Origin of the sequence: Microcoleus sp. BROC3, assembly GCF_036702515.1 — a bacterium.
Classification (GTDB): Bacteria; Cyanobacteriota; Cyanobacteriia; order Cyanobacteriales; family Microcoleaceae; genus Microcoleus.
Genome location: NZ_JAUBTQ010000005.1, coordinates 35,842 through 55,750, shown reverse-complemented (window position 1 = coordinate 55,750; position 19,909 = coordinate 35,842). Strand labels below are relative to the sequence as shown.

Here is a 19,909-nt window from a genome sequence, read left to right as displayed (position 1 = left end):
TTTGGCGGTCTTTAATTTCTCGCGCGATCGCCAACCACTGCTGAGTGTACTCGATCGCTTTGGCGTAGTCGCCCAGGGAAAAGTAAGCAAGTCCCAGATTTCCCAGAGCTTTCCCCTCGCTTTGGCGGTCTTTAATTTCTCGCGCGATCGCCAACACCTGCTGTTGGTAGTCGATCGCTTTGGCGTAGTCGCCCAGGTAAAGGTAAGCAAGTCCCAGACTTCCCAGAGCCGCTCCCTCGCTTTGGCGGTCTTTAATTTCTCGCGCGATCGCCAACAACTGCTGTTGGTACTCGATCGCTTTGGCGTAGTCGCCGAGGGAAAAGTAAGCAATTCCCAGATTTCCCAGAGCTTTCCCTTCACCTTCGCGGTCTTTTATTTCTCTATAAATTATTAGTGCCTGTTGCCAAGACTGCAATGCAGCTTGAAATTGACTAATCTGATGCTGCTGAATCCCTTGCTTTAAAACTCGGTCTGCTTCAGCTTTCCGCTGAGCTTGGGTTTGAGCCAAGGCCTGAGAATTGATGATTTTAAATTGAGAGTTAGGGATAAACCGAAACTCACCTACAGTCAGCGCCGCTAAGATTGAGATCAGTCCCGACAATCCAATTTTTTGCAGTTTCATAACTTTTGAGTGGCCTCTGGTTTGAATATCCGCTTGACACATCAAGATATTGCTAATGCGATTTGCACGACGCAGTTCTGTTGACTGTTGACTGTTGACTGTTGACCGCATGCGGGGCGACATCTACCTGGAAGGAAGAGGATTGGAGTAATGAATAGTCTTCTTTTAATTTCTCCCGATCGGGGTTGGGGCTTTAAACCAATTCTTTCTGGTAACAGTAACGCGAATGCTGGGAAAATTGCAGCAGCAAGGGTTAATCAGTCGAGATGGATCTCGGCATTTAATTCTTAACAAAGGTGTTTTTGCGTCCGCCTCCGATTTGTTTGGCTGCAACCCTCCAGCAGTATAGCAAGCGACAGCTATTTGCATCTACATAATGCTGTCTAATATTAAATCTCTCATAGAATTGCATCAGAATTGTCTGTCTTGATTTTCCTCTCCCTATCTACAGCAATACATTTGTAGCCGGAAAAGATATCATGAAGCGGTGCATCTATTTAGGACAAAACTCAATGGCTAACTCAACTCAAGAAACACCGCAACCAGACAAAAAAGAATTAACTGACATCGCACCTAAACCTCAAGAACAACAAGAAGAACCGCCCAATAAAGGTGACGGGCGGAAATAGTCGATAGTTAGTTTTTATTTGCTATTACTCGTTATTACTCGTTACCAGGCTCTGCCTGGTAAGGCAGATCCGGAGGCTCGGCCTCCAATTGGCCCCAGCAAGAATCGAGGCAGAGCCTCTGGGTATTTCCAGGCAGATCCTGGAAGTTAATCGGGTGTGTTTACTATTGACAAATTATTCAGTTTGTGAAGTGGCATTGTTCGATCGCAAATTCGGCTTTTCCGGCTTCCCTCTGCGTCCGTCCAAAGAAACCACATCAGCCTCAGAACTCTCTCTAGCCACCCGAATCAGCAACCCCGACAACAACAAACTCGCCAACATCGAAGAACCCCCGTAACTAAAAAACGGCAGCGGCAAACCCGTAGTCGGCAAAACCCCCGTCGCCACCCCAATATTCAGCAGCGACTGTCCCACCATCACCACCATCACCCCAATCGCCACCAACTGAGACTCAATATTCCGGGCCCGCGTCGCCACCCTCAAAGCGACCGTAGCGTAAGCCGCCAACATCAGCAACAGCGAGAAACCTCCCACCAAACCAAACTCCTCAGCAAACACAGCAAAAATAAAATCGCTGTACTGAATCGGCAAATAAAATAACTTTTGCTGCGACATCCCCAAACCTACACCCCAAATGCCCCCAGAACCCACAGCCAGCAGACTTTGAATTAACTGATAACCGTCTTGCATCGGATCCGCCCAAGGATTCAGGAAAGACATAATCCGGCGGCGCTGGTATTCCCTAAAACTAATACTTAAAACCGCCAACAGCATTCCCCCGATAGCCGTTGCGCCCAACTGCAAGTAAGGCAAGCCCGCCGCTAAAGCCACCAACCACAAAGTCATCCCGCACAAAGCCGTGGTACTTAAATTCGGCTGCAACAAAATTCCCAACAGCATCGCACCGAAAATTAACAGCCAAGTCAGCCGCACTTTATTTGTCAACCGGGGCCAGTTGCCGAAAATGCGGGCGCTTTGGAGAACGAAAAACGGCTTGATCAATTCAGAAGGTTGAATAATCGGAACCGGGCCCAGGGATATCCAGCGAGTCGCCCCGTTGACGGTGGTTCCCACTCCCGGAATTAAGGTCAACCAGAGCAATCCCAGCAGCAATAAAACGCCCAACTGAGCTGTTTTAAGCAGGTACCGCAGGGGGGAGTATACCATCAAGTTAAAACCTGCCAGCCCGATCGCCACTGCGATTAGCTGTCGTTTAAAATAATAAAGGCCGTCTCCAAATTCATAATTTGCAATGGGATAGGAAGCCGAAAACAATGCTGTCAGCCCGACAAACAGCCACAGAAAAGTCAGCCACCTCAGCCACCGGGCCTCAGCGGCCCATTGAGACGCGCTGGGGTCAAAAAATGGAATCAAGCGTCGAATGTCATTAGCCATAGGATTTTAGAATGATCTCAATAAACTCTAACAAAGATGGCTAAAGTACCAGATTGGTTAATTTACGCATTAATCTGCTCGCTATTATATGGTTTGTGGGGATTTTTTGGCAATTTAGCGACTAAATATATTGACTACAAAACTGCTTTTGTTTATGAAGCAATTGGCGCTATTTTAACTACTTACTTTATTTATTATTTTCCACACTAATAATTTTAGTTTTGAGGGAGATGTTAGGGGAATTTTTTTTGCGATGTTAGTTGGCATTTGTGGCACGGTGGCATCATTAGTATTTTTTATAGCCCTTGCCAAAGGTGAAGTTGCCAATGTAGTGAGTGTTACGTCTATCTACCCGCTGATTACTATATTATTATCGTCTTTATTATTGAAAGAGGCTATTGCATTACCACAAATGCTTGCTGTGTTGTTAGCGATAATCGCTGTTATACTTTCTGCTTATTGAAATATTTGTCAATGATTAAATTAACAACGCTGGACATTCTTTCTGATGCTATAACAACAAAAAAGAGGTCATAGCGACCTCTTACCCCTCTACTAATCCAGCTTTGGCTTTTAAAGCAGGCCCGTATTAGCTCCGGGCTTACCGGTAGCCAGTTGCACTTTAATAATTCTGCCGCCCATTTTCATAATTCTTTGCTGTTCCCGGAACCAGTTGTCGTAAGGAACGAGCTTAGTAAAATAGGTATTTTGCAATTCGCGCTGGGTGCGGATGCGAGTTTGACTGGGGACGCAAGCAGTCACCTTAAACATTCTCATGGGAAACTAACTCCTGAGTAGGTTTACAGATTATTAGATGGATTTTTTAAAGATTGAAGGCAGGGAGTTAGGAGTCAAAACTAGCTCGTTAAAACTCGTCGGGCTTTCTCGACAAGCCTTTGACGGTCTAGCAATCACTCTCAACTTCCCTGACCTCTTTTCAAAGCCCAAGGTAACAAGTCCAAAGTTAAAAGTTAAAAGAGGCAAGAAATAAATGTTATTCCTTCTTTCTTCTTCCTTTTTCCTTCTTCCTTCTTCCTGAGTCTTAGCTCAAGCCAGAGCAGATGTAGTCGAAATAGACGCCCATTTCTTTACCAGCGTCAGAACCGACCAAACCGGCGGTGACTTCTTTCATTGCTTGGATTGCTTGTACGGTAGAACCGATGGGCACGCCCAAGGAGTTGTAGGTTTCTTTCAAACCGTTGAGCACGCGCTCATCGAGGATGGAAGGGTCGCCAGCTAGCATGGCATAGGTGGCGTAGCGCAGGTAGTAGTCCAAGTCGCGGATGCAAGCTGCATAACGACGAGTGGTGTACATATTGCCGCCGGGACGAGTTACATCAGAGTACAACAGAGACTTAGCAACTGCTTCTTTGACGATTGTGGCTGCATTGGCGCTGATGGCGGTAGCGGCGCGGACGCGCAGTTCGCCAGAAGCAAAGTAGTTCTTGAGCTTGTCTAGAGCGCTGATGTCCAGGTACTTACCTTGAACGTCAGAGGAATTGATAACGGCGGTAATTGCGTCTTGCATGGTTGTCTTGTTTCCTTGAAAGTGGCTGAGTCAGTCCAATTTTGGAGCTAGAATTTGGAATTTGGGATTTGGGATTTGAGATTTTTAAGTGGCTGGTTATTTGCAAAAGCTTTTAACTTGTTGCCGGCAACCCCCAATTTTTTAATCTAAAATCGAAAACCTAAAATCGAAATTCCTTACTGCATCGCACCGATAACGTAGTCGAAGTAAGAGGAAGCTTCGGAAGCATCTTCTCCAGACAGCAGCGAACTTGCTGCACTTTTCATAGCGCGAACGCCTTCGGCGACGGCTTCAATCGGGGTGCCGAGAGATTTGTACATTTCGCGGACGCCGACAATACCGATTTCTTCGATCGGAGTAATGTCGCCAGCTACGATTCCGTAGGTGATCAAACGCAGGTAGTAGTCGAGGTCGCGCAAGCAAGTTGCGGTCATTTCTTCGCCGTAAGCGTTGCCGCCGGGAGAAACAACATCAGGGCGCTTTTGGAAAAGTTGGTCGCCTGCTGCCTTGACGATGCGTTCGCGGGATTCGCTCAAAATTTGGGCGATGCGGACGCGGCGTTCACCAGAGGTGACAAAGCTCTTGATCCGATCTAATTCACCTGGGCTCAAGTAGCGAGCTTCGGCGTCTGCGTTGACGATTGATTTGGTGACGATACTCATCTTGTGTGTACCCGCTGGATATTTTGCTATACGAACTGCTCCGCGCTGAGCGAGCGACGGCGGGCGCTTGCATCCCGTACCTTTCATGCTCAGGCAGGAGCTTTGACAGGGAAGGCCGGACTTTCCACAGCCAGCAACTTTTAAAGTTGTTGGCGGGAGGCGACCTTCGATGTTTGACGGCGCTGGTTCTTCACGCCGGTGCGCTTGTGAGTGCCCGCACTAAGCCTGTCGCTTAGAATACCACAAATGACTGATGCGATCTTTAATTTTTGATCTAGATTGCAGCAGACCACTAAGTGGCGATCGAGTGACTCTCGGGCAGTTAGTAAGGATATTGCTTCTCTGACACAACTACCTCTCGCAAGTATTTTGAGGCATTGTGTTCACATTCTGAGTGTTACTGTAATAGTTTGTAACATTCCTTTTCATATTTGGGCCCTCGCTAGGGTGTTCTGCGTTAAAATTTCACCGATTTAAAATTAGCTATAATTCTTTCACAGCAAGGGTTACAGGCGATAGATTGTTAAGGGGGATTTGTGGCGGGCGACGGCGCAACGCTCAAAGACTTTTCCTTGAGAGGGAAGGGAGACAGGCGGGAGACAGGGGAGAGATGTGCGATCGTCTCACATCTTGTACCCTTCTCAATAAGTCTTGGACGGGCGGGCTAGAACAGCCTAACCCCTACTCCCCACAAGAACACTCACTCTTTGTGTTTGTCGAACAGGCCCGAAAGCCTGTTCTCGATCGTGGTGCAAGATATCAGAAGCATCGGAAATCTTAACTTTCGAGCTTGTAGCTAGATTTGACACTCACTTTTAATCTGGTGTGCCGTGAAAAGAAATCTATCAGCCCTTAAAAAAGCTTTGCAGTTTGGAATTAGCGGTGCTGTCGGCGGTTTCGCCGGCAATCTCATCACCGAACCTTTCATGCAGCGACTCACTGGTTCGGCATCTTTTCCTGACAGTGTATTGTCTACAGGTCGCTGGTTTGGATTGGTAGGCGGTGGGATTGCTACTGCTATCATGTTCGGCTATTTTTACTATATAAAAGGCAAGCCTCAAATTAAACAGGCTTTAAAAAATGGCGGATTGTTTGGTTTAATAGCAGGAGCCATTTCTGGGGCGATCGCCGAAGGCATTTATAGCGGGATTGGCGATGGCAACAACGAATTATTGCGAGTAATTTGCTGGGGAATAGCTGGCAGTTTGTTAGGACTGGGACTTGCACAGCGTATTCCCAACTTGGGAGCGCTTCGCGGCACGGGAGGCGGCGGTGTTGGGGGTGTTTTGGGCGGCTGTTTGTTTATTCTGTTTGCTTACAATTTATCCGGTACTGCAGGCCGTTTAGCTGGCTGTGCTGCGATCGGTTTTTGGATTGGAATTATGTTGGTTGTAGCTGAAACTTTGTTCAACAAAGCTTGGCTGGTAATTAGTTACGATACCGGAGCAAATCGCACTCTCACTCTGGGTTCGGAACCAGTGACTTTTGGCAGTGATGAAAATTTGTCTATTATCTGCATTCCTAATGTTTCGCCCTTGGCCATGCGGTTTCAATTGGAAGCCGGTCAAATTGTTTGCGAGAATGTTGATAGCGGGGCGGTGAGTTATTTGCGATCGGGCGACCAAAAGAGAATCGGCAACTGTACAATTACAGTCGGAAACTCTGACTTGCCAGCCCCAACACCGGCAACTGTTCCGCCTACCTTTATATCAGATCGGCCCGCAGTAAATTCTTTTACCAGCAGGCAATTTTCTCTGAAATTAGGCAGTCGAGTTATTCCTCTGAGTGCGGGAACTCAACTATTCACCTCTGACATACCGAGTTTAACAGCCGCAGCATCTAACGGTCTTGTAGCTATAGTCACTTCTCGATCGAGAAACGAGCTTTCGTTAGGATTGACCAATTTGTGCGATCGCGCTTGGTGGGCTACAGACATTCAAGGCGATATAAAAATGGTAGAACCTGAAAGTACCCTGACTTTGGCGTTGGGAACTCAAATCGAATTCGGTGAAATTGACGGCGAAATTGTGTAAGTAAGAGAGTAGAAACTGAGATATTGCACCATTGTCAATAAGTCTTTCATGGGCGGGCAGGATGCCCACCCCACAAAAAAAATTACTCTTTGTGGAACGGGCATCTTGCCCGTTCTTAACGGGTTTTCCGCCCCACCCCACAAGAAAATTTAGTCTTTGTGGAACGGGCATCTTGCCCGTTCTTAACAATTATTCAAGCAGAACTGCTGCTAACTCCATTAATTACCGCCGCACCAATCAAATGAGCTAAACGCAAAGCTTCAGGAACTTTCCCAGTGTCTGTCAAACGCTGGAGCACCAGTCCAATTACTTCGGGTTGTTCGCCACAAACTTGAAAAAAGAAAGGTTCAAAAGCGTGAATTTTACCAGCGCGACGCAACAATTCTAAACGGTATTCCGAGTCGGGTAAATGGCGGAGGGCTTTTTCAACAGCAGCTAAATCTGGTTGCCTGCGCATGACAGCAACGCAAGGAATTTGCAGCCGCGATGCTAACTCGGGAAGGTTAATAATATTGAAGCCGCCGAAAGCAATTCCGTCTAGCAAAACGAGATGCAATTGCGGCAAAAATTTGCCTCCGATGAGTAGCCCAGAAATAGCATCCGTGGCATCTAATCCGTCGGGGAAAACTTGTCCCCACACCATTCCTTCAAATCGAGTTCCCCCGCAGACTATGCCCGCGAGCGACACCAGACTGCCGCTTGTACGAGAAAACGGAGCGTCGTCAAAGCCAATAACCTTAATTGTGCGATCGAGCCTGAGCAAATCTGCCAGTTTCAACTTGTGGAGTTCCCTAAACTAAAGTTTTTGAGATTAGCTTGTGTTTTACATAGTATCATATACGTTAAATAGCTCATTACTAAAAAGGTTTTAGACAATTGGCAAAAAAATACGTAGCAGCGATCGACCAAGGAACCACCAGCACCAGATTTATCGTATTCGATCGCCGGGGACAGATAATTTGCAGCAACCAACAAGAACACCAGCAAATCTATCCGCAACCGGGATGGGTGGAACACAATCCCGAGGAAATTTGGCAGCGCACCCAAAGCGTGATTAAAAATGCCCTCGAAATCGGCAATATCGACCCGAAAGATATTGCTGCCCTCGGTATTGCAAACCAGCGCGAAACTACAATTGTTTGGAACCGAAAAACTGGCAAACCTTACGGCAATGCGATTGTTTGGCAAGATACCCGCACTCACCAAATTTGCGAAAAATTAGCTGAAGTTGAGGGCAAAGAGCGATTTCAAAAACGATGCGGTTTGCCGCTGGCAACTTATTTCAGCGGGCCGAAAATTAAGTGGATGCTGGACAATATTGCAGGATTGCGAGAAGCTGCAAATCGAGGGGATGCGATTTTTGGCAATGTCGATACTTTCCTAATTTGGCACCTGACTGGCGGCGCGCACATTACCGATGTTACCAACGCCAGCCGCACGATGCTGATGGATTTGCAAACTCTCGATTGGGATGCCGAAACTTTGGAAATAATGGCAATTCCCCGCCCGATGCTGCCAGAAATTCGCCCTTCGAGTCAAGTTTTTGGAATTGCAAAAGGATTGCTGGCAGGTGTTCCGATTGCTGCTGCTTTGGGCGATCAGCAGGCCGCACTCGTCGGGCAAACTTGTTTCAGTCTGGGGGAGGCGAAAAATACTTACGGTACGGGCTGTTTTATGCTGCTGAATACCGGTGAGACGATCGTCCCTTCAAAGCAAGGATTACTAACAACAGTCGCCTACAAGATGGGGGAATCGCCCGCTGTGTATGCTTTGGAAGGCAGTATTGCGATCGCCGGAGCTCTAGTGCAGTGGCTGCGAGACAATTTGGGCATTATCAACACATCTGCGGAAGTAGAAACATTAGCAAATACAGTTGAAGATAGCGGCGGAGTTTACGTTGTCCCGGCATTTTCTGGACTCTACGCGCCCTATTGGAAAGACAGCGCCCGGGGAGTAATTGCAGGTTTAACTCGCTACGTGACTAAGGCACACATTGCCCGCGCAGTATTGGAAGCGACAGCGTGGCAAACGCGGGAAATATTGGATGCGATGAATCAGGATTCAGCAGTGCAGCTTTTGTCTTTAAAAGTAGACGGTGGTATGGTGGGAAATCACACGCTGATGCAGTTTCAGAGCGATGTTTTGGGAGTGCCTGTGGTGCGGCCTGTGGTAGCAGAAACTACTGCACTCGGCGCGGCTTATGCGGCCGGTTTGGCGGTGGGTTTTTGGAGTCAGCTAGCCGAATTGCGGGAGAATTGGGCGGTGGATTGTACTTGGGAACCGAAAATGCCGATCGCACTTCGCGAGCAAAAATATCGCTTTTGGAAAAAAGCAGTTTCCCGCACCTTCGATTGGGAAGAATGAAGCGCTGAGTTAATTCCAAAATCGGTATTTAGTGATATCATTAAATCCCGCACTATTTTTCAACTTGCAAATAGATGATTTCCCTAAAGAACTTTAAAAAAATCCTCAGCGCCTTTCTATTGATACTGACACTGGCATTTGTAGAAATCGCCACTAATTCCCAAATGGCGATCGCAGATACAGCTACAAGTCCCACACCCGCAGCCGAAATTTTTAGCGTCCACTGTGCAGGTTGTCACATCAACGGCAGCAACATTATCAGGCGCGGCAAAAACTTGAAACAAAAAGCCTTAAAAAAATACGGCATGGATTCCATCGCCAATATTTCCAACTTAGTAACCAACGGCAAAGGTATTATGCCCGCTTACAAAGATCGTTTGTCGGAACAACAAATTATCGATGTTTCAGCTTACGTGCTATCCCAAGCTGAAACCGATTGGAAATAGAACCTCGGTAGATTATTTATAGCTTAGGCAATCTTGCCACAGACATCAGATATTTCTTTACCGCAGGTTGAAGCGCGAACAGAGTTTCACTTTCAGCTTGGACTGTTTCAATTAGCGATCGCCTTAAAAGCGATTCCAGCGCCTTCAGCAATTCTGAATCCCGATCTTGCTGAATATTTGAGTACAAATTTTCACAACCAACAGGCTTGACTTCTTTCGCCATGCAGTGTAATAGCTGGATTTCTAATGCTGATAAGCGATTAAACTGCCGAGATAACGTATCGCTATAATCTCCCAGAAACAGCCCATTTCTTAAAAATTTAGCAATGCTGTCCCCAAACATATCATGAATAGTTGTCGTTACTATTTTTAACGCTAAAGGATTGCCGCTGTATGCCTCTATCAATTGTGAGTATTCACCTTCTTCAGACAAACCCTTGTTTTTAAGGATTTCCACAGCCGCCTCTCCCAAACTACCCAATTTCAATGACCGTACAGATTGATTTTGACCTTCTAACGCCGCAATTTCTTTAGGTTTTTCGCAGCTAGTCAACAGCAAGCAACTTTGATGCTGCGATTTTCCTACTTGTTTCAGAAATTCCCCATACACTTGATATCCTTCTCGATAATTTCCTGTTAACTGCTCAGTGCAGAAAACAGCTTCCCACTCATCTAAGATTATCAAACACCGACGCTTTTGTAAACACTGAATCAGGCGCTGGATACCATCAGCGATGATTGTCGGTTCTATTGCATTTGTGGAAGCGATTAGGTTCTCCAGGGAAAACTCAAGCTGCGAGCTCGCAGCTTGAAAAAATTTTTTATCCTGAGTAATTAACTGCAATTTATCTAAATCGCTTTGCGGTTTATCAGATAAAAATTCGATTAAATTTATTAGAATATCTGCCAACATAGGTGCATGACTGAGGTTGACCCAAATTAAGCACTCAAACTGGTGTTTAATCAGATTTGTTAGCTTAGATGCTAAAGCAGTTTTGCCAATGCCACCCATACCCAATACAGCAACTAAGCGGCAGTCTTCTTGTAAAATCCATTGTTCTAAGTTAGCAAGTTCTGTTGTGCGCCCGTAGAAAATAGACGTATCCACCGTCAGCCCCCATTCAGTTCGATTTTCGATGGGAGTTTGGGGAGTTTGAGTATAATTTCTCAATGTAGGAAGCAATGTTTCTCCACTACCCTTTTGTTGATAACCACGTATTTCTAGCATACTTGGGATTTCTTTCCAGTCTTTCGGTTGTTGCAGCGTCAAAACTTGAATGTAGCGATACAGCCCTCTCGATAAGTCTACTCTAATACCGGCACATTCGCGGTGGAGTGCGGCGGCGATTTCCACCGGACTATAATTGCAAAGCAATCCTCGCAGGTAAGTTTTTTCTAAAGGAGTGAGTCGCTGCTTTCTACTGCAAGTGTAATCTTGCTTGGCCGCTGTCAAGTCTGCATATAACTGTTCGAGATTCCAGCAAGCGGCAGCCTCTATAAACTTTTGTGCTGGTATTTGTAAAGGTTTATTTGGGTATGTCATGTATACTCACAAGCAGAAGCACACTCATAATTATTGATGATTTTACCAGCTTAAGGATCTAACTTTCTGCGTATTTTTACAGGGTTGTGAGGAAATTTTAGCTACAACATTTTAAATATTACAGGACTTCCCAGAAAGAATTGGTTTAAAGCCGGAACCCCGATCGGGAGAAATTAAAAGAAGACTATTCATTACTCCAATCCTCTTCCTTCCAGGTAGAGGTCGCTGTCCCAGGTCAACTGTCAACTGTCAACTGAATGAAGCCCTCCGACTCCTGGAATCCGCATTTTTTACCGAATCTCTGGGCCCGCTTGAAGTATTTTCTTAAAAAACCCGGTTTCCGAGCCCCCATGCGTAAGTCCTATATTAAAAAGATAATTTTTCACCTAGTGTACTCACAAAAATACCTAATAAAAATACTAAGAGCTCTTAGGTAACTTATCGGTCTTGAGTGTTTTATAAATGTAGAGAACAGGATTTTATAACACCTGCTATCAGAAAAGTTAAGAGGACACCTTAAAATGGCATCAATTCAACTGACAAATCGGCTAACTGCAACTGACAAGACTATCCCAACTCCCAACTCTGGCGATGCTTTTGGTACAACAACTCGCGCTAAAGATTACCTCTTAGAAGTAGAGTTAGTTAATCAGCAAATATCAATCGATCTTTTTAAAGATCTGAGCACTAGCTTCGACCCTTTCGTGCAAGTTTTTCAGGTACCCAAAGGCAGCAGGGGTGCGAATGTAGCTGATACGAGGGGTCTCCTTATTGTTGAGGATGATGATGGCGCCGGCGTCTTCGCAGGAAACTCAAAAATACCAAATGTTAGCGGTGCTTTTAGAACTAACCAATACTCCAATGGTGCTTCTTCTCCGCTTACAAGTGTGCCTGGTGTGGACTATGTAGTCCGCGTGACTAGCTATAATACGTTAACACAACTTCCTCAGCCTTTCACATTACAGGTTTCAACTCCCACTGGCAATGTCGCCTTGAAAGACCCCGTAACAGGTGCGACTTTAGATGCACAAGGCAACATCATCGGAGGCGATAGGGGCGACCCTCTAGCAGGCAATCTTCCCGTCCGGCGTTTCTTTGACAAGCAGGCAGGAGGGCATTTTTATACCACAGACCCGACAGAGAAAAATGACCGACTAAACAACCCTGCTCGTTACCAGAGTGAAGGCGATGAATTTATCGCTCCAGCCGCCGGTAACGCCAAGGTTCAACGCTTCTTCAATACAGCATCAGGAACCTTTTTCTATACGAATAAACCTACTGAAATACAGTTTGTTCGCGACAATTTACCACAGTTCCGTGCTGACGGAGACGCTTTCAATTCATATAACACGGCTGTTTCGGGTGCGATACCCGTCTTTCGTTTTACCAACCTGGCGAGGGAACGGGAAAATTCGCAAAATATTACACACTTTTTCACCGCAGACCCAAACCAGCGGCGACTGGTACAGGGGAGGTCTGATTTCCGGGATGAGGGGGTTGCTTTTTATGCTCTTCCCGTCTAAGCAGGCAGTTGGATTCATCTAGGTTTAAAATGAGTAGTAGGGTGCGTGCGACGCACCCTACTTTTTTATCTATTAAACTTTTGGGTAACAAGCGATATTTTGGTCATCCTATGAACAATCTCAGTACAAAACCTTCCCTATTCAAGGCTTTAACTGTAATTAGCTTGTGTTTGTATCTAATCTTAGCTGTCAACCCGCCCGCTTTCGCCTCGATTCACAAATATCCAGAAACTGCCGAAACAGTAATGTTTCGCTCCGTACAAAGCCTGCGCGATACAGACGATAAAGCATGGCAAGTTGTTTTGTACAAGCGAGTCAAGTCGGGAGTAGTAAAGTCTTTAAATCTGAGATTAGTAGGATTTCCCGGAACAGAATTGCAGCACCCGGTTCCGCTGAAAGTTGCTGCGGGCAAACGCGAAATTGGCAATGCTAATGATATTTGGAACGAGTCGGGTTTGCCAATTAATGTCGGAGAATACGATTTCAAATCAATAATTACACAAGTGGAAAGTAATCGACCTTTGCGGTTGAATTTCCCCGTGAAAAATCAAAAAGAAACAGAATTGCTGGTTCCTCCTTTTGCTGTGAGAGAATGGCGGCTGTTGTTAGACAGAAACTAAATATACCAATTTAATCGCACTCTACATTTAAAATCGATACAATTTCCAATGTCACAAATCGCTATGCTTAAATATGCCTTAAGGTAGATTTAACGTATTGGAAGGATAATGTTGTCTGACCAAAACTAAATATACCAATTGAATCGCACTCTACATTTAAACTCGCTACAGTTTTATCGATGTATCAAAAATAACTTTATTTACATAGACCTTAAGGTAGATTTAACGTAGGTGAAGGGTAATTATGAAACAAACTAAAAGCTGAGTTAGTCTGGTGACAGAACTCCAGTGTTTTAACGTGTGCATCTTCAGGGTGAATCTAATATGACTTTAATCAGTAAAATTGTCCGAAAAGCTTTGGCAACCGGTTATTTAACGGTTGAGGCCGAAGAACTGTTGCGACAGCAGTTGCAGATGACTAAGTACGGCTTAGAAGATTTTGACGCTTTTATTAATTTGCAAAAAGAGGTGATGGAAGGTAGGGTGAAACAGCAAGCTTTGGAATTGTTACGATCGCGCAAATGTTCTGCAACGGCTTAAATCCAGTCCGATCGACCTTTTGGATAAAATAAGGTCGATCGACCTTCGTATGTCAATTAGCCTTTCGGGCGCGGACTCTCGGGCCCACCCCACAAGAAAATTCTGTCTTTGTGGAACAGGCCGCAAAGCCTGTTAATACAAATGATACGCCAAGCGTGGAAAAATTTTTCTACCCTATTCCTAGCTGTCGCCTTAACGCTTCTGGAACTTTAACGACTGTATCCAAACCTCGAACATTCTCCCACTTTGTGTTTTCATCCCATTTGACATCGCCAAAAGTGCGATGGCTGAGGTCTGGGTCGCTGAGGTCTGCGCTGCTGAGGTCTGCGCCACTGAGGTCTGCGCCACTGAGGTCGGCGCCGCTGAGGTCTGCGTCGCTGAGGTCTGCGCTGCTGAGGTCTGCGCCACTGAGGTTTGCGTCCCAGAGGTATGCGCCGCTGAGGTTTGCGCGGCTGAGGTCTGCGCCGCTGAGGTTTGCACCGCTGAGCTCTGCGCCACTGAGGTCTGCGCGGCTGAGGTGTGCGTCGCTGAGGTTTGCACCGCTGAGCTCTGCGTCGCTGAGGTTTGCGCGGCTGAGGTCTGCGCCGCTGAGGTTTGCGTCGCTGAGTTCTGCGCTGCTGAGGTGTGCGCGGCTGAGGTGTGCGCCGCTGAGGTCTGCGTCCCAGAGGTATGCGTCGCTGAGTTCTGCGCCGTTGAGGTTTGCGCCACAGAGTTTTGCGCCGCCGAGGTCTGCGCCACAGAGTTCTACGCCGCCAAGGTTTGCGCCACTGAGGTTTGCGCCACTGAGGAATGTCCCAACTGTTTGGAGAAAGTCAAAATACCCAACACAACGGCTATAACCGATGAGACGCAACAACCGAATTGCATCGTCAAGTTCACCTTCAGCATTAGGTTTCCCACAAGGATAAAACACCATTTTATCTTTAAATTCAGGTGTCTCTTGACCGTAACGGTGCAACTCCAACAGCAAAATCATCACATTCAAACCAGCATAAACATCTATTTGTCGCTGTCCCAACTCTTGGGTTTTCAATTGAGCTCGCAGTAGGCGCATCTTCTTCTGAGGCAAATTTTCCGGCGGCGCATCAATAAATTCCCCCTCGCACCACCGCAGATAAAAATTTTCCAAACGCTCGAATAGCTCTACAGGCCGAAACAGATTTTCCTCGCCAGGAGCAGCCGGAGTTGTTAACAACCCCATCAAATATTCCACAATTTCTTCCGTCAGCGCCCCATAACCCAACAAATCATAAATTTCCCAATCCATCTGAGAGTCTTGAGTATTAAATTTAATACGTTTCTTTCCCGGTTCCGTCCAGTCTTCCAGACTTTGTTTCAATCGTTCCGCACACAGAAATTCACCAAAACTCTTGTGTACAAATTCCACAGAACCTTCTTTACTGCCTTGCTGAAGATAAAAAACCGCCAAAGCATTTCTCAGAGGATTATCGCCAATCGGTATTTGGGCTTTTTCAAGTAAGGCTTTAACCGAGTTGTCTTCTCTCAATCGTTTCTCAATCATCGCTACAGGAGCGCATTCCCCTCCCGACTGCACCACGCACAATCCTGCTTCTGTAAGGATGCGCCGCAAATCTTCTGTCTCCAGTTCGGTCAAATTGCGATTGAGCAATTTAGACCGCTGTTCAGTGAGTACCCAATTCACAGCTTGGTTGTAAATCAAAATTTTTGCTTGAGTGCTGTTAGTTCCTTGAAAATCCTCAACTTTCAAGATTTTGTCCCGGTGCATTGCCGCTAACAGATAAAGCAAGAGCGGTTCTCGCGAGAGTTCTGATTTTACATTCTGTGGACAGCATTTATCTTGCAAAAAATTCTGAAAAGCTGAGGTTTTTTCGGCCCCTAGTTGGGCTTCCCACTTGCTCAACCACTGTTGCTGTAGTCCGTCATCCATTATCTGAATTTCGACTCGATCTAAGTTATCTGGCATTTGCCTTTCAATCCCTTGCAAAGCTAAAGTTCTGCCAGTAATCAAAACCAGGTGTCCCATTTCCGAATTCTGATCGCAGTCTCGCTGAAATTGTCCTACTTGCTTGAGAAATTGCTCTAAACCGCCGCTGCTTCTCCCCTCCATCAGCAACTCGTCAAAGCCATCCAAGAAAAACAAATATCGCGTGTTTCTATCTGTCAACCAGCCGTCATCGCTAGCAAAACCAGCATTAACTGCTTCTTTGAGTGTTTCTCGAAAACTCTTTTGCAATATGGGAATATCTCGCAGTCGAATTAACACGGGAGTCCAAACTGGATGCAAATGTTGCCGCACCCAGTCAGCAAACATCCGACAAAAAACGCTCTTGCCGCGTCCGGGTCCAGCTTCGACAAACATTACTTTATTTTCTTTTTTGCCATCCTCAAGCAATTTTTTTGCCCAAGTTGCTAAATCGAAATGTTCTGTATTTTTAACACGATTGCCCTTTTTATCAATTGGCTTTGCCTTCAGAGGCACGTAGATATCCTTGAATGAGAAATTTTCTGCAAATACAGGTTCTAGGGGTAGAGAGGCAATCTGTTCTTGCAGGTATTTGTCAATGCTGTAATATTTCTCTTGTTCCTTCCGCCATTCTCTGATAGAAGGCTGTCCGAGATGTTTCATGGCATCGCTGGAAACTGCCCAAGCTTTGATTAAATAACGGTGAGTATTAGCAACAACTCTCTTTGTCAAAATTTGAGCTTCATCGGCATTTAGTCCCGCTTGTAGCAGCCGCTGTGACAGCACTAGGTTGAATTCCTCGGCTAAGATCGAATCCCGGAAGCAAATAACAGTTTCTGTAGCTGCTGTATCGCTCAATTCCAAATCCGCCAATTTTTTAAGCAACTGCTTAACTCCATCGGAAACCGGAGCTTGCCCGATGCGATTTAACAGACTCTCATCTTGTTCAACAAACTCCTTAAAACTTTCCAGATAAGCCGCCTGACTGACGAGGAAAATGCACTCAGCTAAAGTCGGCTGCTGTTGAGTTTTTTCGATAAAAAACGCCAGCATTTTCGCCGCCATCCCGATAAATGGCAATCCAGTTCCCACAACTTGAGCTAAGGGAGAGTTCAAAACCTCTAGCAGCAAGTTGCTATTATTGTCCAGCCCTTGTTCTTTGAACATTTTTGCCACTTCTGCGGCTGTTTTCCCAGCTTCTCCGATTGCCTCCGCTGCGTCGGCGGAAAACAGTTCTTTGATATCAGTCTTTAAGAATTCCACCATGCGATTTGCCATTTTTACCTGCCCTGTTTCAGAAGAGAGAATCTGAGAAAATCTACATTTAACTCTGTAAGCATTCCGTAGTTCGTCGCCCCAAATCTGTTCTCAAACTAACAATTAGAAAAGATTAAGTTTCTTTTACCTTGACAAAACTACAACAATCCGCAATAATAGTAGATTGTCTGTCTAAATCCGGCTCGGATCAGGTTAAGACATTCCAAAAGCTGGAGAGCAGTCAGCAGTCAAAAGTCCACAACGACCAATGACCAAAGACTCATCAGCTACCTGTACGGCAATCTCAACAACCATCCCATGACTTACGCAATCATTGAAACCGGCGGCAAACAATTTCGAGTAGAACCAGGCCGCTTCTACGACATCGAACTGCTTCACGTTGAAGCTGAATCCAAAGTCACCATAGACAAAGTATTTCTGATCCAGCACGAAGGCGAGGTTCATATCGGCCAGCCTCTACTAGAAAATGCCACTGTAGAAGGAACGGTTCTACGGCATTTCCGGGGCCGCAAAGTCCTCGTCTACAAGATGAAGCCGAAAAAGAAAACTCGGAAGAAAAAAGGGCACCGTCAAGAAACAACTCGCTTTATGATTGACTCGATTAGCGTCAACGGTACAGTCTTAGCCGCCAGAGACTTAACTCAAGCAGTTGTGGAAACTCCCCAAACCGCCGAAACTGATTCAGAATAAAACATAGTAAATACAGTTGAGGATATTATGGCCCACAAGAAAGGTACAGGCAGTACACGTAACGGACGCGACTCTAATTCTCAGCGTCTGGGTGTCAAAAAGTACGGCGGTCAAGTTGTCAAAGCTGGCAACATTTTGATCCGCCAACGCGGCACTAAAGTTCACCCCGGTAATAATGTTGGTATCGGCAGAGATGACACTTTGTTTGCTTTGGTTGATGGCGTGGTGACTTTTGAAAGAAAAGGCAAAACTCGCAAGAAAGTCAGCATTTATCCTGTTGTAGCAGCACCTGTGGCTGAACCTGTGGCTGAAGCTGTCGCAGTTTAATTGCGATATTTGGCGGCGTTGCTTAAGTTTCTTTTGTTTGTCTCAAAGTCTAGATCCCCCCTAACCCCCCTTAATAAGGGGGGGACAAGATTTTTCTCAAAGTCCCTGTTAATTAACGGGATTTAGGGCAAGATTTTTCTCAAAGTCCCTGTTAATTAACGTGGATTTAGGGAGACAAGATTCTTCTCAAAGTCCCCCTTCTTAAGGGGGATTTAGGGGGATCTAGACTTGACGGCAAGCGACATTCCTAGGTTCTGCCAATTGGTGACAATTTAAGGCTTAATTTATCACCCATTTGTGGCTAGCCTCCTCCGACAATGGTGACAACTTCTAATATGTCGCCCTCTTGCATCTGTGTAGTTTCCCAAAATTGTTTGTGCAGAATTTCCCCGTTGTACTCCACAGCCACCAAGCGCGGGTTTAATCCCAATTGTTCTAGTAATTTTGGTAACGGTGTGTCGATCGCACAATTGCGGGTTTCTCCGTTAACTTGCAGCGCAATTTGATTTATCATCAGTAAAATATCTGTTTTCAGGGCGGGTTTTGTAACAAAATTATATTTGATGCACAGATTTCCTGTGTTAAACCCGCCCTACGAATCGCAAATAAACCTAGCTTTTCCCGTGCAAAGCTTTCTGAGCTTTCAGATTCTCCATCCGAATCAACTGCGAGATGAAAAACTGCGTGACTAAAGTAGGCTGTTCTGCTTCCATAATTGCGCGTACTATGGCAACCCTTTGAGCTCCGGCATTCAATACTTCATCGAGGTTGTTGATATCAATTCCGCCGATCGCAAACCACGGAATCGGCGACTTATCAGCAGCATACCGCACATAGTCCAAACCCGCCGCCTGTTTATCAGGTTTAGTAGGAGTGTGGTAAACCGGCCCAACTCCAATGTAGTCGGCTCCCTCTTCAATAGCTCGCTGCATTTCCTCGCCATTGGTAGTAGAACGACCGATGATGCGTCCGGGGCCGAGCAACTTGCGCGCTTCCGCCACAGGCCAATCTCCCTGCCCTAAGTGTACGCCGTCGGCATCCGCTGCAATCGCCAAATCCACGCGATCGTTCACAATCAGCAAAGCATCATAGCGGTGACAAAGTTCGCACAACTGGCGCGCATTAGCCAGCTTTAACCCGTCGTCTGAGCTTTTGTCGCGGTACTGCACCAAACTCAGTCCGCCTTGCAAAGCAGCTTCCACCACTCCCATCAAGTTGTCTCTCGGCGAAGTTACAAGGTATAACTGCGATCGAAGTAACTGCTGGTAGCGCCGGTAAGCCAGCAAATTGCTTTCGAGAGTATAAACCCGATAGCGCATCTGCTTAAAAGCCGCGCCCATATTCCGATCGTAAATTTTGCCATACTCTTCCAGTACCCGCAGAGCTTCTTCCACCCTACAGAAATTTGCCTCCAATAGCTGCTGAATGCTCGAACGCTGCTCTTCCTGCGGGTGAGTCAACTCCGTACCCGGATCTGCAGGCGTATCCCTAGCACTGCGAAGTTCTGCGACGTGCCAAGCAGCCAATTCTTGACGCAGTTGCTTGCACTCGCCAGCTAAATCGGCGTTGTTGAGACCAAACCTGCACCATTCTTCAATAATTCTCAACCCTTCGCGCGATCGATCTAAATTTGCATCTAAGATCCGGCAGAGGGCTGGCTGTGCCGGTAAAGTTCTGTTTTGTTTGTCGGTCATTCAGAACCACCCTAATTATAATTAATCTTACCAATCAACCCGCTATGTTCTCCCACGCCGTCAAGATTGT

General features: G+C 46.1%; 21 protein-coding genes. 11 read left to right on the top strand and 10 right to left on the bottom strand.

Translation table 11 applies throughout. The annotated features are described in order from the left end of the window. On the bottom strand, nucleotides 1-733 hold a 733-nt coding region (locus QUB30_RS04645), incomplete at its 3' end, for a tetratricopeptide repeat protein (RefSeq protein ID WP_333329726.1). Nucleotides 734-800: 67 nt separating this feature from the next. Between QUB30_RS04645 and QUB30_RS04640 the strand changes: the two genes are divergently transcribed. Then, complete coding sequence (locus QUB30_RS04640; protein ID WP_333330152.1) at nucleotides 801-971, top strand: hypothetical protein; 171 nt, start codon at nucleotides 801-803, stop codon at nucleotides 969-971. A gap of 130 nt (nucleotides 972-1,101) precedes the next feature. Beyond that, on the top strand, nucleotides 1,102-1,251 hold the full coding sequence (locus tag QUB30_RS04635; RefSeq protein WP_333329724.1) for a hypothetical protein: 150 nt from the start codon (nucleotides 1,102-1,104) through the stop codon (nucleotides 1,249-1,251). A 174-nt stretch (nucleotides 1,252-1,425) separates the two neighbouring features. Here the strand turns inward: QUB30_RS04635 and QUB30_RS04630 are convergent, their stop codons facing one another. Continuing rightward, nucleotides 1,426-2,646: an FtsW/RodA/SpoVE family cell cycle protein gene (locus tag QUB30_RS04630; protein WP_333329721.1), complete on the bottom strand. Its 1,221-nt coding sequence runs from the start codon at nucleotides 2,644-2,646 to the stop codon at nucleotides 1,426-1,428. Between the two features lie 193 nt (nucleotides 2,647-2,839). Here QUB30_RS04630 and QUB30_RS04625 point away from each other — a divergent pair, with 193 nt between their 5' ends. After that, nucleotides 2,840-3,109, top strand: a complete 270-nt coding sequence (locus tag QUB30_RS04625; RefSeq protein WP_333330150.1) for an EamA family transporter — start codon at nucleotides 2,840-2,842, stop codon at nucleotides 3,107-3,109. 110 nt (nucleotides 3,110-3,219) lie between these two features. Here the strand turns inward: QUB30_RS04625 and QUB30_RS04620 are convergent, their stop codons facing one another. The 3 genes from QUB30_RS04620 to apcA all read right to left on the bottom strand — a co-directional run bounded on the left by QUB30_RS04620 (nucleotide 3,220) and on the right by apcA (nucleotide 4,836). Next, nucleotides 3,220-3,423 (bottom strand): phycobilisome linker polypeptide, encoded by a 204-nt coding sequence (locus tag QUB30_RS04620; RefSeq protein ID WP_006634929.1) that lies wholly within the window; start codon nucleotides 3,421-3,423, stop codon nucleotides 3,220-3,222. Between the two features lie 265 nt (nucleotides 3,424-3,688). Then, nucleotides 3,689-4,174, bottom strand: coding sequence for an allophycocyanin subunit beta (gene apcB / locus QUB30_RS04615; RefSeq protein WP_006634930.1), 486 nt, complete (start codon nucleotides 4,172-4,174; stop codon nucleotides 3,689-3,691). 176 nt (nucleotides 4,175-4,350) lie between these two features. Continuing rightward, complete coding sequence (gene apcA, locus QUB30_RS04610; RefSeq protein ID WP_015176901.1) at nucleotides 4,351-4,836, bottom strand: allophycocyanin subunit alpha; 486 nt, start codon at nucleotides 4,834-4,836, stop codon at nucleotides 4,351-4,353. An 830-nt stretch (nucleotides 4,837-5,666) separates the two neighbouring features. On the opposite strand from apcA, the gene QUB30_RS04605 reads away from it, so the two are divergent. Continuing rightward, nucleotides 5,667-6,869, top strand: a complete 1,203-nt coding sequence (locus tag QUB30_RS04605; protein ID WP_333329718.1) for a hypothetical protein — start codon at nucleotides 5,667-5,669, stop codon at nucleotides 6,867-6,869. Between the two features lie 193 nt (nucleotides 6,870-7,062). On the opposite strand, the gene QUB30_RS04600 is transcribed toward QUB30_RS04605, so the two are convergent. After that, nucleotides 7,063-7,647, bottom strand: coding sequence for an endonuclease dU (locus QUB30_RS04600; protein ID WP_333329715.1), 585 nt, complete (start codon nucleotides 7,645-7,647; stop codon nucleotides 7,063-7,065). Between the two features lie 98 nt (nucleotides 7,648-7,745). Here QUB30_RS04600 and glpK point away from each other — a divergent pair, with 98 nt between their 5' ends. Both glpK and QUB30_RS04590 read left to right on the top strand, forming a co-directional pair. After that, on the top strand, nucleotides 7,746-9,233 hold the full coding sequence (gene glpK / locus QUB30_RS04595) for a glycerol kinase GlpK (RefSeq protein ID WP_333329713.1): 1,488 nt from the start codon (nucleotides 7,746-7,748) through the stop codon (nucleotides 9,231-9,233). Nucleotides 9,234-9,307: 74 nt separating this feature from the next. Next, nucleotides 9,308-9,679, top strand: a complete 372-nt coding sequence (locus tag QUB30_RS04590) for a c-type cytochrome (protein ID WP_333329709.1) — start codon at nucleotides 9,308-9,310, stop codon at nucleotides 9,677-9,679. Between the two features lie 16 nt (nucleotides 9,680-9,695). Here the strand turns inward: QUB30_RS04590 and QUB30_RS04585 are convergent, their stop codons facing one another. Next, nucleotides 9,696-11,222, bottom strand: a complete 1,527-nt coding sequence (locus tag QUB30_RS04585) for an NB-ARC domain-containing protein (protein ID WP_333329706.1) — start codon at nucleotides 11,220-11,222, stop codon at nucleotides 9,696-9,698. Nucleotides 11,223-11,743: 521 nt separating this feature from the next. On the opposite strand from QUB30_RS04585, the gene QUB30_RS04580 reads away from it, so the two are divergent. From QUB30_RS04580 to QUB30_RS04570, 3 genes are all read left to right on the top strand, one after another. Beyond that, nucleotides 11,744-12,745: a hypothetical protein gene (locus QUB30_RS04580; RefSeq protein ID WP_333329703.1), complete on the top strand. Its 1,002-nt coding sequence runs from the start codon at nucleotides 11,744-11,746 to the stop codon at nucleotides 12,743-12,745. Between the two features lie 110 nt (nucleotides 12,746-12,855). Beyond that, nucleotides 12,856-13,365 carry a DUF3122 domain-containing protein gene (locus tag QUB30_RS04575; RefSeq protein WP_333329700.1) on the top strand — a complete coding sequence of 170 codons (510 nt, stop codon included), beginning with the start codon at nucleotides 12,856-12,858 and terminating at the stop codon, nucleotides 13,363-13,365. Between the two features lie 324 nt (nucleotides 13,366-13,689). Further along, nucleotides 13,690-13,905: a hypothetical protein gene (locus tag QUB30_RS04570; RefSeq protein WP_333329697.1), complete on the top strand. Its 216-nt coding sequence runs from the start codon at nucleotides 13,690-13,692 to the stop codon at nucleotides 13,903-13,905. Between the two features lie 169 nt (nucleotides 13,906-14,074). Here QUB30_RS04570 and QUB30_RS04565 read toward each other — a convergent pair whose 3' ends face one another. Then, nucleotides 14,075-17,128 carry a pentapeptide repeat-containing protein gene (locus QUB30_RS04565; RefSeq protein WP_333329694.1) on the bottom strand — a complete coding sequence of 1,018 codons (3,054 nt, stop codon included), beginning with the start codon at nucleotides 17,126-17,128 and terminating at the stop codon, nucleotides 14,075-14,077. A gap of 297 nt (nucleotides 17,129-17,425) precedes the next feature. Here QUB30_RS04565 and rplU point away from each other — a divergent pair, with 297 nt between their 5' ends. Continuing rightward, complete coding sequence (rplU, locus tag QUB30_RS04560; RefSeq protein WP_333036112.1) at nucleotides 17,426-17,818, top strand: 50S ribosomal protein L21; 393 nt, start codon at nucleotides 17,426-17,428, stop codon at nucleotides 17,816-17,818. Nucleotides 17,819-17,845: 27 nt separating this feature from the next. Next, entirely contained in the window at nucleotides 17,846-18,145 is a 300-nt protein-coding gene (gene rpmA, locus QUB30_RS04555) for a 50S ribosomal protein L27 (protein ID WP_333076164.1), read from the top strand. Between the two features lie 301 nt (nucleotides 18,146-18,446). Here the strand turns inward: rpmA and thiS are convergent, their stop codons facing one another. Together thiS and QUB30_RS04545 are read right to left on the bottom strand one after the other, a co-directional pair. Continuing rightward, nucleotides 18,447-18,659 (bottom strand): sulfur carrier protein ThiS, encoded by a 213-nt coding sequence (thiS, locus tag QUB30_RS04550; RefSeq protein WP_015176890.1) that lies wholly within the window; start codon nucleotides 18,657-18,659, stop codon nucleotides 18,447-18,449. Between the two features lie 97 nt (nucleotides 18,660-18,756). Next, a complete protein-coding gene (locus QUB30_RS04545) occupies nucleotides 18,757-19,839 on the bottom strand; it encodes a thiamine phosphate synthase (protein WP_333329691.1) in 1,083 nt (360 codons plus the stop codon). Nucleotides 19,840-19,909: the final 70 nt, after the last annotated feature.

What these genes read in the sequence shown, in the direction of transcription:
- QUB30_RS04635 (WP_333329724.1), top strand. Translation starts at nt 1,102, where the DNA reads ATGAAGCGGTGCATCTATTTAGGACAAAACTCAATGGCTAACTCAACT.
- QUB30_RS04630 (WP_333329721.1), bottom strand. Translation starts at nt 2,646, where the DNA reads ATGGCTAATGACATTCGACGCTTGATTCCATTTTTTGACCCCAGCGCG.
- QUB30_RS04620 (WP_006634929.1), bottom strand. Translation starts at nt 3,423, where the DNA reads ATGAGAATGTTTAAGGTGACTGCTTGCGTCCCCAGTCAAACTCGCATC.
- apcB (WP_006634930.1), bottom strand. Translation starts at nt 4,174, where the DNA reads ATGCAAGACGCAATTACCGCCGTTATCAATTCCTCTGACGTTCAAGGT.
- apcA (WP_015176901.1), bottom strand. Translation starts at nt 4,836, where the DNA reads ATGAGTATCGTCACCAAATCAATCGTCAACGCAGACGCCGAAGCTCGC.
- QUB30_RS04590 (WP_333329709.1), top strand. Translation starts at nt 9,308, where the DNA reads ATGATTTCCCTAAAGAACTTTAAAAAAATCCTCAGCGCCTTTCTATTG.
- QUB30_RS04585 (WP_333329706.1), bottom strand. Translation starts at nt 11,222, where the DNA reads ATGACATACCCAAATAAACCTTTACAAATACCAGCACAAAAGTTTATA.
- QUB30_RS04580 (WP_333329703.1), top strand. Translation starts at nt 11,744, where the DNA reads ATGGCATCAATTCAACTGACAAATCGGCTAACTGCAACTGACAAGACT.
- QUB30_RS04575 (WP_333329700.1), top strand. Translation starts at nt 12,856, where the DNA reads ATGAACAATCTCAGTACAAAACCTTCCCTATTCAAGGCTTTAACTGTA.
- QUB30_RS04570 (WP_333329697.1), top strand. Translation starts at nt 13,690, where the DNA reads ATGACTTTAATCAGTAAAATTGTCCGAAAAGCTTTGGCAACCGGTTAT.
- QUB30_RS04565 (WP_333329694.1), bottom strand. Translation starts at nt 17,128, where the DNA reads ATGGCAAATCGCATGGTGGAATTCTTAAAGACTGATATCAAAGAACTG.
- rplU (WP_333036112.1), top strand. Translation starts at nt 17,426, where the DNA reads ATGACTTACGCAATCATTGAAACCGGCGGCAAACAATTTCGAGTAGAA.
- rpmA (WP_333076164.1), top strand. Translation starts at nt 17,846, where the DNA reads ATGGCCCACAAGAAAGGTACAGGCAGTACACGTAACGGACGCGACTCT.
- thiS (WP_015176890.1), bottom strand. Translation starts at nt 18,659, where the DNA reads ATGATAAATCAAATTGCGCTGCAAGTTAACGGAGAAACCCGCAATTGT.
- QUB30_RS04545 (WP_333329691.1), bottom strand. Translation starts at nt 19,839, where the DNA reads ATGACCGACAAACAAAACAGAACTTTACCGGCACAGCCAGCCCTCTGC.